The sequence below is a fragment of the Actinoallomurus sp. NBC_01490 genome (assembly GCF_036227085.1).
Lineage (GTDB): Bacteria > Actinomycetota > Actinomycetes > Streptosporangiales > Streptosporangiaceae > Actinoallomurus > Actinoallomurus oryzae.
In genome coordinates this window covers 1,940,955-1,957,446 of record NZ_CP109433.1, presented here as the reverse complement: position 1 = coordinate 1,957,446, position 16,492 = coordinate 1,940,955, and the positions used below count along the sequence as shown (strand labels likewise).

Sequence of the window (16,492 nt, the reverse complement as noted above, 5' to 3'; positions counted from 1 at the left end):
GGTTCAGCTCGCCCGCTCGATACGCCGGCGGATGTCGTTCAGCCTGCGCACGATGGTGCCGTCGATTTCCTCATCCCCCACTCGGATGGACATTCCACCCAAAACGGCGGGATCAACCTCAATGTTCACGTGAACATCGCGGCCGTACTGCGCCGAGAGCGCGGCGGTGAGCCGCGTCTTCTGCTGTTCGCTCAGGTCCACCGCGGTGCGGACCACCGCGACCAGCCGGTTGCGGCGCTCGGCGGCGATGCGGCCGAACTCCGCGAGCACACGCTCCAGACTACGTCCTCGCGGGTGCGTCACGGCCTCGGTGACCAGCCGCAGCGTCGCCGGAGTCGTCTTGCCCTCCAGCAGCTCACCGACCAGCGTGGCCTTGCGCTCGCCCGCTACGCGGTGGTCGACGAGAACGCCGCGCAGCTCCGGCTGCGCCTCGACGATGCGGTCGAAGCGGAACAGCTCGTCCTCGAGGTCGTCGAGCCGACCCGACGCCTCGACGCTCGCCACCTCCGCGATCACGGCGAACCGCTCGACCGCGTCGGTGAGGTCGGTCGAGCGCGCCCACCGCAGCCGTACGACCTCGGCGACGAACTCGGCGGCCGCCGGCGAGACCTTGCCGTCGAGCACGGCCGAGGCGAGCCCGGACCGCTGGTCGGCCGGCCGGGCCGGGTCCGCGAGCGCCCGCCGGAGCACGTGCTCGCGGTCGAGCAGCCGCAGCACCGCGAACAACTCGTCGCCGAGCGCCGCGGCGTCACCCGCCGACAGCACGGCCTCGAGCCGCTCGGTGGCCTCGGCCAGCGAAGCCCTACTGGCGCCCCTCACTACGCCTCCGCCCGTGCCGTCCGGTCCTCGAGCTGGTCGAGGAACCTGTCGACGGTGCCGCGGCGACGGGCCTCGTCCTCGAGGGACTCGCCCACGATGCGGCTCGCCAGGTCGACGGCCAGCTCGCCGATCTCCGTGCGCAGCCGGGTGAAGGCCTGCTGGCGGTCGGCCTCGATCTGGGCGTGCGCCTGGTCGATGACGCGCTGCGCCTCGGTCTGCGCCTGCTCGCGCATCTCCGCGATGATCTGCGCGCCCTGCTCGCGGGCCTCCTCGCGGAGACGAGCGGCCTCGTGCCGTGCCTCGGCGAGCTGCTCCTTGTACTGCTCGAGCACCCGCTGGGCCTCGTCCTGCGCTTCTTCGGCGCGCTTGATGCCGCCCTCGATCGCGTCGGTGCGCTCGGCGAGGGTCTGCTGGATCCGCGGGATCAGCATCTTGCCGAGAACGAAGAGCACGATGAGGAACGAGATCGTGCCGAAGATCAGCTCAGCCGCGTCGGGGAGCAGAGGGTTGGGGTTCTTCTCCGCGGCGGCGACGAACCCGGCGGCGTGTTCGGCCAACATCATGGCGTGCACAGCCTTCCGTCAGAGTCGGACCTCGGTCAGGAGGTGTAGATGAACGGCGCGACCAGGCCGATCAGGGCGAGCGCCTCACTGAAGGCGAAGCCCAGCAGCATGTTCGTGCGGATGGTGCTCGTCAGTTCGGGCTGGCGCGCGATGGCGTTCACGCCCTGACCGAAGACGATGCCGACGCCGATGCCCGGACCGATGGCGGACAGGCCGTACCCCATCGCCTTGAGGCCGGGGTTGATGTTGGTGCTAGCGGCGGCGAGGAAAGACATTCGGATTCCTTTTCGCTAGGCCGGCGGTCGTCTCCGCCGGTCACGTGTTGACGTTCTGCGGACGGGTCTCAGTGGTCGGAGTAGAGTCCGGCGCTTATGTAGAAGGCGGCGAGCAGCGTGAAGACGTATGCCTGCACCGCCTGGATGAACAACTCGAACGCGGTCATGACGATCGTCAGGACCGCACCCAGGACGCCCACCCCGAAGCCGAGCGGCGTGACCTTCTCCCAGAGGAAGTGGAAGCCGACGGTCGCGAAGAGCGCGATCAGGAGGTGGCCCGCGAACATGTTCGCGAAGAGCCGCACGGCGTGGGTGAACGGCCGGATGAAGAACGTCGAGACGAACTCGATGGGGATGACGATGATGTAGAGCGCCCAGGGCAGGTCGGGCGGCATCGTCGCGTTCTTCAGCAGGCCGAAGAATCCCTGGTGCTTGACTCCCACGACCCAGAAGGTCAGGTAGATCAGGACCGCGAGCACCATCGGGAACGCGATGCGGGAGTTGACCGGGAACTGCGCCACCGGCACCACCGACATCAGATTGCCGATCCACACGAAGAAGAACGTCGGGATCAGCAGGCGCATCCACTTCTCGGCGTCCTTGCCCAGGAACGGCCGGCCGATCTCGTCGCGGACGAACATGTACGCGACCTCGCCGACGTTCTGCCAGCCGCGCGGCACGAGCTTCGGCTTGGCGAAGGCAGCCCAGAAGAAGGCGACGACAACGATCATCACCAGCAGGCAGAGCACGATCGGCTTGGCGACGGCGAGAGGACCTATGTGGAAGAGGGGCTTCCACTGGAACAGGCCGAGGCCCGGGGCTTCGAAGTCTTTGGCGAGGATGTGCGGGGCACTCACCCGGTGTTCCTTTCGCGGTCGTAGCTCATCAAGGCGGCAACCTTGCTGTCGTCTCGGTGGGCCACGGCTCCGCCCGGCGCGCTCAGCGGCCGTAGCGGACGTAGACCAGGTAGCCAGCGAAGACCAGGCCCAGCACCAGGAAGATAGGTAGCAGCGCCGTGACGTCCAGCCAGCGAGCGAGGAGCCAGCCCACACCGCCGAAGACCAGCATCCCAGCCAGAATGGTGGCGGGGGCGGCCGACACGGCGTTGGCGAACTCGCGGTCCTGCGACTCGTCGGGCAGACGCCCATTTCCAGTCATCGCGCTCCGGACGATAGCAGGCTACCTGCCGCATAGTCATATTGGAGTAGTCCAATGTCATCATGTGCCCGGTTTGCCGAGGTCACGGGATGTGCGGCCGGATTCGACGTACGGCTGGCGGGCGTTGATCGTGGCATTCACCTCTGCGGCGAGCCAGACGATCGTGAGCGACAGCACAGTCCAGCCGAAGACGTGGGCGTTCCATGCCGTCACATGGTTCAGGGCGGCCACGAGGGCGAACACCGCGATCAGTTTGATGAGATAACCCAGCAGACCGGCCATCATCACAAGTTGTTGCGACAATCTCGAGACATAGCTGACGACGAGCATGCCGAGGGTGAAGAATACGAGAACGAGGACAGCCCCGATGGCCGCGCCCAGCACGCCCTTGCCTCCCGCGAACAGGAGGCCGGCGATGATCGCGACTAGCCCTGCCAGGCCTGTGGGGATCGCGGCGCCGCGGAGGATCCGGGCGTCGGTGGACTGCATGAGTGCTCCGGGGTGTTCACACTGTGTTAACTACATGCCGTGTTGGCTACTTGCCGCTCGTGAAAGATATCACAAGCTTCTCAGACTCCGGTTTGCGCGTCAAGTTATGGCAAAGTGCGCAGTTCAGGCGGGTTGTCGCGGTCGGTGATCGGACTGCGCCTCCGCGGTCCCGCGGTGCCGGCGCCCGTGCGGGCGGAGCTGGGGGAAGGCCATCACGACCAGCGTCGCGATCGCCACGAGACTCGCCACGCTGAGCACGATCAGCGGTGACTTGACCGCCGAGAGCGCCACCACGCCGAACGAGAACAGCGCCGTCCACAGGTACATGACCAGGGCCGCGCCCCGGTGCGAGTGGCCGAGGTCCAGGAGCCGGTGGTGCAGGTGCTTCTTGTCCGGCGCGAACGGCGACCGTCCGTCGTAGGAACGCCGGACCACGGCCATCAGCATGTCGGCGTACGGCACGACCAGGATCGCTATCGGGATCAGCGGCAGCAGCGTCGGGAACCGGTTGATCGATCCGCGCAGCGCGACCGGGTCGAACCCGGAGACGGTGATCATCGAGGCGGCGAGCAGCATCCCGATCAGCATCGAGCCCGTGTCGCCCATGAAGATCCGGGCGGGGCTGAAGTTGTGCGGGAGGAATCCGGTGCACATGCCGGCCAGGATGGCCGCGATGAGGGCCGGCGCCGACTGGTGGTCGAGGTGGACGACGACCGTGACCAGGAAGGAATAGAGGAAGAAGGCCAGGGCCGACACGCCGACGATGCCGGCGGCCAGGCCGTCGAGGCCGTCGATGAAGTTCACCGCGTTGATGGTGGCGACCACCACGATGATGGTCAGCGGTATGCCGTAGGACGGGGGCAGCACGAGGTTGTCGCCGGGCTTGGGGATCCAGGAGATCTGGACGCCGTTCATGATGAGCAGGCCGGCGGCCGCGACCTGACCCGCCATCTTGGTCAGCGCGTCGATCTCCCACCGGTCGTCGGCGATGCCGACCACGACGAGCAGGCCTCCGGCCGACAACAGGCCGATCCAGGTCGGGCTCTCGGTGAAGACCTTGTGCAGGTGAGGCAGGCGGGAGGCCATGAGCAGGGCGGCCAGCATGCCCCCGAACATCGCCAGGCCGCCCATCCGGGGCGTCGGGATCGCGTGGACGTCACGGTCGCGCACCGGGGTCATGGCCTTGAACCAGATGGCGACCTTCAACACCAGGGGCACGAGGAGGTACGTGACGATCGCGCCCGTCAGGAAGGTGAGGATGTACTCCCTCACTCGTCCACCTCCCTGCGACGCGCGCTACCGCATACCCGTTACGAACCGGGCACCAACTCTATTGCTCCCGGCCCACCAGGAGGCGCCGTCCCGCGGGTATCACTGTGCGCGATCATCACATCACGTTGCGACGATGTCTCGCGTGACGTCGCAGTTCAGCAGGGGTGCTCGCCGGAGTGCCGCCGGGAATCCGGCAGGTCCGCGCGTGCGTCCCCGCGCGCGGCACCGCCGCGCTCCGCGGCGAGACCGATCCACTCGTCGATCTGGGCGATGCGGCCGATGTCCCGGCCGGCCTCGCGCGGGCGCGCGGCCACCGGCGCGGACGCCGACCGGCAGTCACGGATCGTCTCCCCTGCTTCGCGGTGGCGCGCGAGGGCACCGTCGCCCGGATGGTCGTTCGGCTCCACGGTGGACATCGCTCCTCCAGCGCGTCGACGCCTCCAGTCCGTGCCTTCCCGCGACGGGGCCCCCGGAGGCGGGGAGAGGTACCGTCCTGACCGGTTAGACCCGTGAACGACCCCATTGGTTTGTGCATCCTGGTCACGAATGAGTCACGCGCCGCCCAGCCGTGTCCGTACGGCCGCTGACCGGCGCCCTTCGCGGGAAGGGACCGGAGTGTCCGGGCCGCTGCCTGCGCCGTTCCGCCCGGAGGAGACGACCATGGGGGGCCTGGCCGATGCGGCGTGTCGCGATGACTCTCGTGGCCGGCGTGCTGATGGCCGTGCTCTCGCCGGTCGCGCCCGCGGCCCACGCCGACACCGGCTTCTGGCGCTCGACCGGCCTGCGCGGCGTGGACGCCTTCGGCGTCTACCGCAGGCGCCCGGCGAAGGTGACGCTGTCGTTCTTCCTCAGGGACACCAGGAAGGACGGCCGGACCCCCGCCGTCCGTCTCACCTTCACCGGGCGGCACGGCGCCGTCGTACGGGTCGTGGCGCTGGGCCCCGGCGGGCGGAGACGGCGATGGCGCACCGTCAGCGCGCCGAACACCGGCCACCTGTACGCCCAGGAGTGCGTCGGCGGGTGGCGGAAGAAGAAGTTCCGGATCAGGAAGTGCGGCGGCTGGCGCCGGCGCTATTAGGGCTTGGCCGGAAGCCCCCGTCCGTGGCTAGCGGCGTCCAGGCGGCGCGCCGCAGGACGGGGTAGGGAGTCGGCCCGGTCCGGCCGGGCGAGCCCACGACAGCGCGCCGAGGCGCCGCCTGGACCCCACTCAGCCGGACGGCGGGGCTTCGAGAGCCTAGGCGCTCCCGTCCGCGTCGCCGGACCGCTCCGCCTTCGCCGCCTCTTTCTCGACCGTCTCGCTCGCCTTGACGGACGCCTCGGCCTTCGCAGGCTCATCCGCCTTGGCAGACTCCTCGGCGTCGGCGGGCTTCTCGGCCTTGGCGGGCTCATCCGCCTTGGCGGGCTCCTCGGCGTCGGCGGGCTTCTCGGCCTTGACAGGCTCGTCCGCCTTGGCGGACTCCTCGGCGTCGGCGGATTCCTCGGCCTTGACAGACTCGTCCGTCCTGGCGGACTCCTCGGCGTCGGCGGGCTCGTCGGCCTTGACAGGCTCATCCGTCTTGCCGGGCTCGTCGTCGTTGGCGGCGGGCTCGTCCTCGTCGCTGAGCAGCACTCCGCACACCTCGCGGAGCCGCGCTTCGGAGATCGCGCCGACGCGCAGGAGGCGCGGCACAGCCCCGGTCAGGTCGACGATCGACGAGGGGGCGTCATCGCCGCTCGGCCCGTCGTCGAGGTAGACCTCGACCGCGTCGCCGAGCTGTGCCTCCGCGTCGTCGGCGGCGCGGGCCGGCGGGGCGCCGGCGCGGTTGGCGCTGCTCACCGCCATCGGCCCGGTCTCCTTGAGCAGCTCCAGCGTGAGCTGGTGCAGCGGCATGCGGATCGCGACCGTGCCCTTGGCGTCGCCGAGGTCCCAGGCGAGCGTGCTGTTGGCCCGGCAGACAAGGGTGAGCGCGCCCGGCCAGAACTCGTCCACCAGGTCCTGCCCGTACGTGCCGAAGTCCTCGACGAGCGCCTGGGCCGCGCGTACGGAACCGACCAGCACCGGGGCGGGCATGTCACGACCATGCCCCTTGGCCTCCAGCAGCGCGGTCACCGCCGCGGGCGTGAAGGCGTCGGCGCCGATGCCGTAGACCGTGTCGGTGGGCAGGACGATCAGCTCGCCGCGGCGTACGGCCGAGACGGCCTCGGCGATCCCCCGGGTGCGCTCCATGGGCTCTGAGCAGTCATAGCGTCGGCTCACGGCCGCCATTCTCCCACCGCCGCGAAGCCCTCCGCGCACGGACCGCACGGGACCGCCCACGAGAGGGACCCTTCGCCTGTGAGGGGCACTCTCACCGAGCGTCGGCGACGAACCGGTCCCGGCCCGTCACGCGGCCTCGATCACTGCGACGCTCACCGTTGAGGGAGCCGGCACCTGCTCGCCGGCCTCTCGCATGGCTTCAAGATGCAGTTCGACGGCGTCCCGCATCAAAGCGATGACTTCTGCTTCTGTCTCTCCGACCGCAACACAGCCCGGCAGATCTGGCGCATATGCCCCATATCCTCCGTCTTCGGCCTGCTCGATGACCACCGCATACCTGCTCATCACGGCCTCCTCACCCCCGCCTGTCTCAGGATGCTCCGCTCGGTTCCTGGCGGCAAGGTACGGCTTGGTTTGCCGGCGATCGTCACTAAGCCCGGCTTTGACGGATGCTTGAACTGCCGGTGGCTCCCCGCCATCCGAACCATCGACCATCCATCCTCTCTATCAGCTTGATGATCTCATTGACCTTCATCGGCACGCGGGTTTCCGCCCCTTGGAGAGTAATCGTGCAATGACGTTAAGTAACTACTCTCTCACGAGCAAAACATTTGCATGATTGGTTCCGCGCGCGTTGTGCGTGGAGGCCGTTTATTCGGTGCCCAGGCGGGCGGTGACGAAGCGGTCGCGGCCGGTGAGGTCCTTGTGGTTGCGCATGTCGCGCCAGCCGTGCTCTTCGGCGAAGATCCAGTAGACGGGGTTGCCCTGGAGGTCGCTGTGCTCGACCGCGGCCCAGCCGCCGGGACGCAGCAGCCGCCGCGCGGTGCGTTCGACCACGCGGATCGCGTCGAGGCCGTCGTCGCCGCCTCCCCACAGCGCGGACGGCGGGTCGAAGTCGCGGACGTCCTCCGCGACGTACTCCCACTCCGACATCGGGATGTACGGCGGGTTGCTGACGACCAGGTCGACGGTGCCGTCGAGATCGTGCAGCGCGTCGGCGAAGTCGCCGAGGTGCAGCCGGACCCGGCCGCGCTCGTCCAGCTCCTCGATGTTACGGGTCGCGTGGACATAGGCCTTGGGGTCCTTCTCGACCGCGTGGACGCGCGCTCGCGGGACCTCCTGGGCGATGGACAGGGCGATGGCTCCCGAGCCCGTACCGAGGTCCACGACGAGCGGATCGCCGACGTCCATCGTGCGCAGCGTGTCGATCGCCCAGCCGGCGACGACCTCGGTCTCCGGCCGGGGGACGAACACGCCCGGCCCCACCCGAAGCTCCAGATAGCGGAAGAACGCCCGGCCCGTGATGTGCTGGAGCGGCTCACCGGCCTCGCGCCGGGCGATGCCCGCCCAGAACCGCGCGTCGAACGCGGAGTCCGGCACCGTGTGCAGCTCGGCGCGCTTGACGCCGTGCACGAAGGCCGCCAGCTCCTCGGCGTCGGCCCGGGGCGACGGAATCCCCGCGGCGGCCAGGCGTGCCGTCGCGCGAGCGATCTCGTCGGAGAGCAGATGGGTCATGTCACGTCATTGTCAGGTCAGGTCGCTTGGGCGAGCTTGTGCTCCATGTCGGCGTCCACCAGCGCCTGGATGACATTGTGCAGGTCACCGTCGAGCACGTGGTCGAGGTTGTAGGCCTTGTAGCCCACGCGATGGTCGGAGATGCGGTTCTCCGGGAAGTTGTAGGTGCGGACCCGTTCGGACCGGTCGACCGTGCGCACCTGGCTCTTGCGCTCGGCCGCCGCGGCGGCGTCGGCCTCCTCCTGCGCGGCGGCGAGCAGCCGGGCCCGCAGGATGCGCAGGGCCTGCTCCTTGTTCTGGAGCTGGCTCTTCTCGTTCTGGCACGACACGACGATGCCGGTCGGCAGGTGGGTGATGCGGACCGCGGAGTCGGTGGTGTTGACGCTCTGGCCGCCGGGGCCGCTGGAGCGGAACACGTCGACGCGCAGGTCGTTCGGGTCGATCTGGACGTCGATGTCCTCGGCCTCGGGCATGACGAACACGCCCGCCGCACTGGTGTGGATGCGGCCCTGGGACTCGGTCGCGGGGACGCGTTGGACGCGGTGCACTCCGCCTTCATACTTCAGGCGGGCCCACACACCCTCGGTGGACGGGCGTGACTTGACCGCCACGGTGACGTCTTTGTAACCACCGAGATCGGAGGGCTGGGCGTCGATGATCTCGGTCTTCCAGCCGATGCGCTCGGCGTGGCGGAGGTACATCCGCAGGAGGTCGCCGGCGAACAGCGCGGACTCCTCACCGCCCTCACCGGCCTTGATCTCGAGGATGACGTCCTTGTCGTCATTGGGGTCGCGCGGCACGAGCAACCGCCGCAGCGTCTCCTCGAGCTCCTCGATGCGCCGGTCGAGCTGGGTCGCCTCCTCGGCGAACGCCGGGTCCTCCGCCGCCAGCTCACGCGCGGTCTCCGCGTCGGCGCGGGCCGCCGTCAGGTCACGTGCCGCCTCGACGACCGGCCGCAGCTCCGCGTAGCGCTTGCCGAGGCGGCGCGCCTCGGCCTGGTCCGCATGGACGGCCGGGTCGGAGAGCCGCTTTTCGATGTCGGCGTATTCGCTGGTCAGATCGTCGAGGTTCACGTCATGTCCTGGTTTGGCGCTGGACGAGCACGGGCAGACAGGCTGACGCCGACCGGAGAAATGCCTCTCCGGTCGGCGTGAGACGTCTGGCTACTTCTTGTTGCCCGTGGCCTTCTTGCCGAACCGCCGCTCGAACCGGGCCACACGGCCACCGGTGTCGAGGATCTTCTGCTTGCCCGTGTAGAAGGGGTGGCAGTTCGAGCACACGTCGGCGTGGATCGCGCCGTTCTCCGCGGTGCTCCGGGTCTGGAAGGTGTTCCCGCACGTGCACGTCACGGTGGTGACGCCGTAGTTCGGGTGGATGTCAGGCTTCACTACTTCTCCTCGCTTCAGGCGGTCGCCGGGTCATCGCCCGGGGGATCCGGGGATGTGAACCGGTACCGCAGCGCGTACCAGTGTGCCAGATACCACAACATGCCGAGGCCACCACGCATTCCCCGCGCGTGAAGGGGCCCGGCCGGCGCCCCCGCGCCCGGCCGGGCCCCCTTCCGTTCAGCGCGCCACCGGCACCGGGCCGCCCTCGGCGTGGGCCGGCACCGGCTCCTCGCCGTGGGACACCCGGGGCAGCCAGCCGAGCCAGCGCGGCAGGTACCAGTTGCGCTCGCCGAGCAGGACCATCACCGACGGCAGCAGCACCGCCCGTACGACGGTCGCGTCCAGCAGCACGGCCACCGCCAGGCCCAGGCCCATCTGCTTCATGTCCTGCATCGACAGCGTCGCGAAGACCGCGAAGACGGCCACCATGATCACCGCCGCGGAGGTGACGACGCCCGCGCTGGAGCGCACCCCGTGCGCCACCGCGTCACGCGTTCTCAAGCCCCGGTCGCGCGCCTCCCGGATCCGCGACACGACGAACACGTGGTAGTCCATCGAAAGGCCGAACAGCACCACGAAGACGAACAGCGGCATCCAGCCCTCGATCGCCCCGACCGCGTCCGTACCGAACAGCCCCGCGCCCCAGCCGTGCTGGAAGACCGCGACCATGACGCCGTACGCCGCCGCGACCGACAGCAGGTTGAGCAGGATCGAGGTGATCGCGACCGTCAGGGACCGGAACGAGACCAGCATCAGGACGAACGTCACGACCATCACGAAGATGAAGACCGGTGCGATGTCGGCGTGAAGCTGGTCGTTGAAGTCGACCGAGTCCGCGAGCTCACCGGTCACGTACGCGGTCCCGGCGGCCCCGACCGTCTCGGGCACGATCCGCTCCTGCAGCGTCCGCAGAGCGTGCCTGGAGGTCGCGTCCCTGCCGTCGCCGGCGAGCGGCACGGCGATCTCTGCGACGTTCTGCCGTGCGTGGGTGGTCACGGTGACCGGTGTGCCGAACTCCCCGCCCCGGCCGGTCCGGCTCTTCAGCTCGGTGATGGCCTTCCGGACCTCCGGCGAGCCGATGTCGGTGGCCTTGAGCACCACCTTGGCGGGCGCCGGCCCGCCGGGGAACGTCGTGGAGATCCGCTGGTAGGCCTCGAGCATCGGGGTGCCCTTGGGCATCTCCTGGTCCAGGCCGAGCTCCTGGGTGTGCATGCCGGCGGTCGGCGCGGCCAGGAGGAGCATGACGCCCGCCGCCAGCACCGCGAAGATCGCCGGACGGGCGAGCACGGGCCGCAGGATGGCGGCGGACACACGTCCGCCGGCGGTGCGGCGGCCACGGCGGCGGCCCAGGAACGGGATGCGGCCGAGCTCGATCTTGTCGCCGAGCAGCGACAGCAGCGCCGGCAGCACGGTGACCGAGCCGAGCATCGCGATGAAGACGACCAGGATCGTGGCCAGCGCGAAGCCCTTGAACAGCAGGAGCCCGGACAGGAACATGCCCGCCATCGCCAGCATCACCGTGAGGCCGGAGATCAGCACCGACCGGCCGGAGGTCGCGGCGGCGATCCGCAGCGCGGTCTCCTTGTCGTGACCCGCGGCGCGCTCGTCACGCTCGCGGCGGATGTAGAACAGGCAGTAGTCGACGCCGACGGCGAGCCCCATGAGCAGCATCACCGAGCTGGTCGTGTCGAACAGGTGCAGCGCGTGGCTGGCCACGGCCAGCAGCCCGTTCGCCGCGACGAACGCGGTGAGCGCGAGCCCGACCGGCAGCAGGGCGGCCAGCAACGCGCCGAACGCCACGAGGAGGATGCCGAGGGCGAGCGGCACCCCGGTCCACTCCGCACGGGCGAAGTCCTTGCCGAGGACGTCGTTCAGCCACTTGCCCGCGCTGGCGTCGCCGAACTGGCCGATCGTCACCTCCGGGTGCGCGGCCTTCACCCGCGCGACGGCGTCCAGGACGGGCTGGACCCGGTCGGCCGCCGTGTCCGGGTCGCCGGTCATGGTGAACCGCACGAGACCGCCGCGGCCGTCCGCGGAGGCGACGGTGGGCGCGACCTCACCGACGCGGCCCGTGGCCCGTACCGCGGCGGAGACGTCCGTCGCCGCGTCGCGCCAGGCTCCGGGCGTACCGCTGTGCACGATCACCATCTCGCCGGCCGGGTCCTTGATCCCGGCGTCGGAGAGGATCTTCTGGGCGCGGGCGGAGTCGCCCGCGGCGTTCTCGTACGGCTTCATCGTGACCTGGCCGGCCATTCCGCCGATCACGCTGGCGGCGATGACGAACACCAGCCAGCCGATGATCGCCGTCTTGCGGTGCCGCACGCTCCAGCCCCCGATCCGGGCGGCGAAAGACGACGGAGGTGCGGGGCGTCCGCGAACGTTGCTTGTCATGAGCGTCTCCTGACCTCTGGGCTCTGACGGAGACGCTAGGAATTCGCGGTGGCCCTCCCCAGCCGCTCAGCACCCCTCACGCGGTGGCCTCGTCCCCCTCACGGGGGTGGTGCCAGTGACACCCCCGTGAGGTCCCTGAGCCCAGTGACCGGGAACGTCCCGCTCGCGAGACTCGACACGGCAAGATAAGGACGGAGTCGGGAGGAATGATGAACATTGGGAGGGCGGCGCTCGCCGCCGTACGCGGACTGGGCCTGGCCCTGCTGGCGATGCTCGGATCGCTGGTGTTCTTCATCTTCTCGGTCGTGTTCATGGCGTTGTCCCTGGTCGGCGTCGGCCTGTTCGTGACGCCGGTCGTCACGGCCGCCGCGCGCTCGTACATGGGCCTGCGCCGGCGGCTCGCGCACCAGTGGTTCGGCGTGGAGATCAAGACGCCGTACCAGCCGAAGCCGGAGTTCCAGGGCGGCGTGCTCGGCGTGCTGGAGCGGTACCGGTGGATCATGAAGGACCCGGCGACGTACCGGGACCTGCTGTGGATGATCACCGACGCCACCGCCGGGTTCACCCTGGCGATCCTCGCCTTCACGCTGATCTTCTACGGCCCGTACGGCTGGGTGCTGGCGGCCGGGGTCTGGTACCCGATCGTGCACGCGGGCGGCGGCGACTGGTACACCTTCGTGCACGTCACCGGCTTCGGCAGCGCGATGCTGGCCGGCCTAATGGGATTCGTGTACGCGGGCCTGGGCGTCTGGCTGACCCCGCAGATCATGAAGGTGCACGCGCGGCTGGACGCCTCGATGCTGGGCCCCACGCACGAGCGCGAGTTGCAGATGCGTGTGGAGCGCCTCACCGAGACCCGCTCCGACGCGCTCGACACGCAGGCGGCCGAGGTGCGCCGGATCGAACGCGACCTGCACGACGGCGCGCAGGCCCGGCTGGTGGCCATGGGCATGAGCCTCGGCGCGGTCGAGCACCTGCTCGAACGCGACCCGGAGAAGGCCAAGAAGCTGCTGTCCGAGGCGCGCGAGTCCTCCTCCAAGGCCCTCACCGAGCTGCGCGACCTGGTCCGCGGCATCCACCCGCCGGTTTTGGCCGAACGCGGGCTCGGCGACGCCGTACGCGCCCTGGCCATGGCGCTCCCCCTCACCGCCGAGGTCGAGGTCGACCTTCCCGGCACCCTGGACGCGCCGGTCGAGTCGGCGGCCTACTTCGCCGTCTCGGAGGTGCTCACCAACGCGGCCAAGCACTCCGGCGCGCGCCGCGTCTGGCTGGACCTCCGGCACGAGAACGGCATGCTCCGCATCATGATCACCGACGACGGCCAGGGCGGTGCGGACATGTCCGCCGGCACCGGACTTCGCGGAATCGAGCGGCGGCTCGGTACATTCGACGGTGTCCTCGCGCTGAGCAGTCCGGCGGGAGGCCCCACGATCGTGACCATCGAACTGCCGTGCGCGCTGACCGCGCCCCGGCCCTGACGCTGGAGGAGCCGGGATGCGCGTCGTCCTCGCCGAGGATCTGTTCCTGCTGCGAGACGGCCTCGTCCGGCTCCTCGAGGCGTACGACTTCGAGATCGCGGCGGCGGTCGACAACGGCCCGGAGCTGAACCGCGCGCTGCTCACGATCAAGCCGGACGTGGCCGTGGTCGACGTACGCCTCCCCCCGACGTTCACCGACGAGGGCCTGCAGGCCGCCCTGCAGGCCCGGCGCGAGGTCCCCGGCCTGCCCGTGCTGGTGCTGTCGCAGCACGTCGAGCAGCTGTACGCCCGCGAGCTGCTGGCCGACGGCAGCGGCGGCATCGGCTATCTGCTCAAGGACCGGGTGTTCGACGCGGACCAGTTCATCGACGCGGTGCGCCGGGTGGCCGCCGGCGGCACGGCGATGGACCCGCAGGTGATCTCCCAGCTCCTCGTCCGCAAGTCCCGCGACGAGCCACTGGGCGACCTGACGCCGCGCGAGCGCGAGGTGCTCGCGCTGATGGCCGAGGGCCGCTCCAACCTGGCGATCGCCCAGCGCCTCGTGGTGACCGAGCGGGCCATCGCCAAGCACACGTCGAACATCTTCTTGAAGCTGGACCTGCCGGTTTCCGACGACGACAACCGTCGTGTCCTCGCGGTGCTGGCCTACCTCAACGGCTCCTGAGCGGGGTCAGCCCTGGCCGAGGTAGGCGAGGACCGCCATGACCCGGCGATGGGTGCTGGTCGTGTGCTGGAGGCCGAGCTTGAGGAAGATGTTGGAGATGTGCTTTTCCACCGCGCCGTCCGTGACGACGAGCTTGCGGGCGATCGCCGCGTTGGACATGCCCTCGGCCATGAGGCCGAGCACCTCGCGTTCGCGCGGGGTCAGCACCTCCAGCCGGTCGCCCCGGCGCCGGCGGCCGAGGAGCTGCGCGATGACCTCGGGGTCGATGACCGTGCCGCCCTCGGCGACCCGCTTGACCGCGCCGAGGAACTCGGCGACGTCGGCGACACGCTCTTTCAGCAGGTAACCGACGCCCTCGGCACCGCCGCCGATCAGATCGGTGGCGTAGCGCTCCTCGACGTACTGGGAGAAGACGAGGATGGGCGTGCCGGGCATCCGCTCGCGCACCTTCAGGGCGGCGCGCAGCCCTTCGTCGGTGAACGTCGGGGGCATGCGGACGTCGACGATGACGAGGTCCGGCCGGTGCTCCTCGACGATCGCCAGGAGCCCGGCGCCGTCGCCGGAGGTGGCCACCGTCTCGATGCCCTCGTCGGCGAGAAGGCGGATCAGGCCTTCGCGCAGCATCACAGCGTCTTCCGCGATCACGACCCGCACGGTCGCCCAGCTTAGAGGAATTCCGCGCGCGGCCTCAGCCCGCCGCCGCGCCGGGACCGGGCAGCAGGTCGACGTCGCCCGCGTGCATCGGCTCGCCGCAGTGGGCGCAGCGCAGGTCGACGCTGCCGATCTCACCGCACGCGTGATGGCGGTAGAGGACCGGCGGGCCGGCCTCGCCCGCGAGCCACCGGTCCCCCCAGCCGACCATGACCATGAGCAGGTCGACGAGCTCGGCGCCCTTATCGGTCAGGACGTACTCGTACCGCGGCCGCCGGTCATAGGGCCGGCGTTCGAGCACTCCCTGCTCGACGAGGTGGTTCAGCCGCTCGGTGAGGACCTTGCGCGAGATGCCGAGGTCCGCCTGGATCTGCTCGAACCGGCGGAACCCCGCGAACACGTCACGCAGGATCAGCGGCGACCAGGGCTCCCCGATGACGTCGAGCGTGCGGGCGATCGAGCACGCCATCCCCGCGAAGTTCGTGCGCTGCATGGAACCCAGTTTAGCAATCTGGGTTCCCTCAAGGAACTCCGGATGCTACGGTCATGGAGTCTCTTGAAGGAACTCGGAACGGATGGCGAGCATGAGCAAGGTCTTCAGCGCCCACGCGGTGTCGGTCGACGGTTACATCACCGGGCGCGACCCCGGCGCCGGCCGCGGGCTCGGCGACGGGGCGACGCTCTTCGACTGGTACTTCGACGGCGACACGCCCAGCCGGGTGTTCGACGGGTTCAGGCTGAGTGAGCCCAGTGCCCGGGTCTTCGACGCCTTCGCCGGACGTGTGGGCGCGGTCGTGGCGGGGCGCAACACCTACGACGACTCCGACGGTTTCGGAGGCGGCAGCCCCGTCCCGAACGCCCGCCTGTTCGTGCTCAGCCACCGGCCGGCCCCGGAGATGTCCGAGCGGCAGACCCTCGTCACCACCGGCATCGAGGACGCGGTCGCGGCGGCCCGCGAGGCCGCCGGCGACGGCGACGTCGGCCTCATGGGCGGCGGCGTCCTGACCGAGGCGCTGAAGGCGGGGCTCGTCGACGAGGTGATCCTCCACCAGGTGCCGGTCCTGCTCGGCGGCGGCCGTCCCTTCTTCCAGACCCTCCCCGGGCACGTACGGCTCCGCCTCATCGAGGCCGTCCCCGCCCCGGGCGTCACCCACCTCCACTACGAAGTCGAACGCTGACCCACACCCAGGAGATGACCACGATGCTCGATCCCGACGTACGCCGCGTGCTCGACGGCACCCCGATCGCCCACCTCGCCAGCGTCCTGCCCGACGGCGCTCCCCACTCCGTGCCGGTCTGGATCGGCACGCACGGCGACCACGTCGCCATCCTCACCGGGCCGGGCTCCCGCAAGGCCCGCAACCTGCGGCGCGATCCGCGGATCGCGCTCTCCCTGACACCGGACGGCAACCCGTTCCAGCCGGTCATCATCCGCGGCAGGGTCGTCGAGTGGCTGGACGGCGACGCGGCCTGGGAGGTCGTCGACCGGATCGCGGCGAAGTACATCGGCGGCCCCTACTCGCGCGCCGAGGAGCGGGTCGTCGCCCTCATCGAGCCCGATCGCCAGAGCCTGGGCTGAGACGCGGGCCTGCC

At 69.9% G+C, this 16,492-nt stretch carries 22 protein-coding genes; 5 read left to right on the top strand and 17 right to left on the bottom strand.

The annotated features are described in order from the left end of the window. Positions 1–3 precede the first annotated feature (3 nt). From OG417_RS09690 to OG417_RS09655, 8 genes are all read right to left on the bottom strand, one after another. A complete protein-coding gene (locus OG417_RS09690) occupies positions 4–819 on the bottom strand; it encodes a F0F1 ATP synthase subunit delta (RefSeq protein ID WP_329252861.1) in 816 nt (271 codons plus the stop codon). Continuing rightward, complete coding sequence (locus tag OG417_RS09685; protein WP_425551002.1) at positions 819–1,379, bottom strand: F0F1 ATP synthase subunit B; 561 nt, start codon at positions 1,377–1,379, stop codon at positions 819–821. The genes OG417_RS09690 and OG417_RS09685 overlap by 1 nt, the downstream gene beginning before the upstream one ends. A 38-nt stretch (positions 1,380–1,417) precedes the next feature. After that, entirely contained in the window at positions 1,418–1,657 is a 240-nt protein-coding gene (atpE, locus tag OG417_RS09680; protein WP_285579650.1) for an ATP synthase F0 subunit C, read from the bottom strand. A 68-nt stretch (positions 1,658–1,725) separates the two neighbouring features. Then, on the bottom strand, positions 1,726–2,514 hold the full coding sequence (gene atpB, locus OG417_RS09675; RefSeq protein WP_329252855.1) for a F0F1 ATP synthase subunit A: 789 nt from the start codon (positions 2,512–2,514) through the stop codon (positions 1,726–1,728). Between the two features lie 82 nt (positions 2,515–2,596). Continuing rightward, complete coding sequence (locus OG417_RS09670) at positions 2,597–2,815, bottom strand: hypothetical protein (RefSeq protein ID WP_329252853.1); 219 nt, start codon at positions 2,813–2,815, stop codon at positions 2,597–2,599. Between the two features lie 60 nt (positions 2,816–2,875). After that, positions 2,876–3,304: a hypothetical protein gene (locus tag OG417_RS09665; protein WP_329252850.1), complete on the bottom strand. Its 429-nt coding sequence runs from the start codon at positions 3,302–3,304 to the stop codon at positions 2,876–2,878. Positions 3,305–3,427: 123 nt separating this feature from the next. Next, positions 3,428–4,576, bottom strand: a complete 1,149-nt coding sequence (locus OG417_RS09660; protein WP_329252847.1) for a glycosyltransferase family 4 protein — start codon at positions 4,574–4,576, stop codon at positions 3,428–3,430. 155 nt (positions 4,577–4,731) lie between these two features. Then, entirely contained in the window at positions 4,732–4,992 is a 261-nt protein-coding gene (locus OG417_RS09655; protein WP_329252844.1) for a hypothetical protein, read from the bottom strand. A gap of 275 nt (positions 4,993–5,267) precedes the next feature. Here OG417_RS09655 and OG417_RS09650 point away from each other — a divergent pair, with 275 nt between their 5' ends. Beyond that, positions 5,268–5,654 (top strand): hypothetical protein, encoded by a 387-nt coding sequence (locus tag OG417_RS09650; protein ID WP_329252841.1) that lies wholly within the window; start codon positions 5,268–5,270, stop codon positions 5,652–5,654. A gap of 156 nt (positions 5,655–5,810) precedes the next feature. Here the strand turns inward: OG417_RS09650 and OG417_RS09645 are convergent, their stop codons facing one another. From OG417_RS09645 to OG417_RS09615, 7 genes are all read right to left on the bottom strand, one after another. Further along, positions 5,811–6,812: an L-threonylcarbamoyladenylate synthase gene (locus OG417_RS09645; RefSeq protein WP_329252838.1), complete on the bottom strand. Its 1,002-nt coding sequence runs from the start codon at positions 6,810–6,812 to the stop codon at positions 5,811–5,813. A 126-nt stretch (positions 6,813–6,938) separates the two neighbouring features. Then, entirely contained in the window at positions 6,939–7,157 is a 219-nt protein-coding gene (locus OG417_RS09640) for a type II toxin-antitoxin system HicB family antitoxin (RefSeq protein ID WP_329252835.1), read from the bottom strand. Further along, entirely contained in the window at positions 7,157–7,291 is a 135-nt protein-coding gene (locus tag OG417_RS09635; protein ID WP_329262215.1) for a type II toxin-antitoxin system HicA family toxin, read from the bottom strand. The genes OG417_RS09640 and OG417_RS09635 overlap by 1 nt, the downstream gene beginning before the upstream one ends. Before the next feature lie 172 nt (positions 7,292–7,463). Next, complete coding sequence (gene prmC, locus OG417_RS09630; protein WP_329252832.1) at positions 7,464–8,327, bottom strand: peptide chain release factor N(5)-glutamine methyltransferase; 864 nt, start codon at positions 8,325–8,327, stop codon at positions 7,464–7,466. Positions 8,328–8,344: 17 nt separating this feature from the next. Beyond that, on the bottom strand, positions 8,345–9,400 hold the full coding sequence (prfA, locus tag OG417_RS09625) for a peptide chain release factor 1 (protein ID WP_329252828.1): 1,056 nt from the start codon (positions 9,398–9,400) through the stop codon (positions 8,345–8,347). A 90-nt stretch (positions 9,401–9,490) separates the two neighbouring features. Continuing rightward, positions 9,491–9,715 carry a 50S ribosomal protein L31 gene (rpmE, locus tag OG417_RS09620; RefSeq protein WP_329252825.1) on the bottom strand — a complete coding sequence of 75 codons (225 nt, stop codon included), beginning with the start codon at positions 9,713–9,715 and terminating at the stop codon, positions 9,491–9,493. 177 nt (positions 9,716–9,892) lie between these two features. Further along, positions 9,893–12,106 carry an MMPL family transporter gene (locus OG417_RS09615; protein WP_329252821.1) on the bottom strand — a complete coding sequence of 738 codons (2,214 nt, stop codon included), beginning with the start codon at positions 12,104–12,106 and terminating at the stop codon, positions 9,893–9,895. Between the two features lie 209 nt (positions 12,107–12,315). Between OG417_RS09615 and OG417_RS09610 the strand changes: the two genes are divergently transcribed. Continuing rightward, the gene (locus tag OG417_RS09610) at positions 12,316–13,584 is read left to right on the top strand and encodes a sensor histidine kinase (RefSeq protein ID WP_329252817.1); all 1,269 of its coding nucleotides are present in this window, start codon (positions 12,316–12,318) and stop codon (positions 13,582–13,584) included. A gap of 16 nt (positions 13,585–13,600) precedes the next feature. Further along, complete coding sequence (locus OG417_RS09605; protein ID WP_329252814.1) at positions 13,601–14,248, top strand: response regulator transcription factor; 648 nt, start codon at positions 13,601–13,603, stop codon at positions 14,246–14,248. 6 nt (positions 14,249–14,254) lie between these two features. On the opposite strand, the gene OG417_RS09600 is transcribed toward OG417_RS09605, so the two are convergent. Further along, positions 14,255–14,902: a response regulator transcription factor gene (locus tag OG417_RS09600; RefSeq protein ID WP_329252812.1), complete on the bottom strand. Its 648-nt coding sequence runs from the start codon at positions 14,900–14,902 to the stop codon at positions 14,255–14,257. Positions 14,903–14,936: 34 nt separating this feature from the next. Then, the gene (locus tag OG417_RS09595) at positions 14,937–15,392 is read right to left on the bottom strand and encodes a winged helix-turn-helix transcriptional regulator (RefSeq protein ID WP_329252808.1); all 456 of its coding nucleotides are present in this window, start codon (positions 15,390–15,392) and stop codon (positions 14,937–14,939) included. Positions 15,393–15,483: 91 nt separating this feature from the next. Here OG417_RS09595 and OG417_RS09590 point away from each other — a divergent pair, with 91 nt between their 5' ends. Both OG417_RS09590 and OG417_RS09585 read left to right on the top strand, forming a co-directional pair. Further along, entirely contained in the window at positions 15,484–16,077 is a 594-nt protein-coding gene (locus OG417_RS09590; RefSeq protein ID WP_329252805.1) for a dihydrofolate reductase family protein, read from the top strand. A 14-nt stretch (positions 16,078–16,091) separates the two neighbouring features. Further along, a complete protein-coding gene (locus OG417_RS09585; RefSeq protein ID WP_329252801.1) occupies positions 16,092–16,478 on the top strand; it encodes a PPOX class F420-dependent oxidoreductase in 387 nt (128 codons plus the stop codon). The last annotated feature ends 14 nt before the right edge of the window (positions 16,479–16,492 follow it).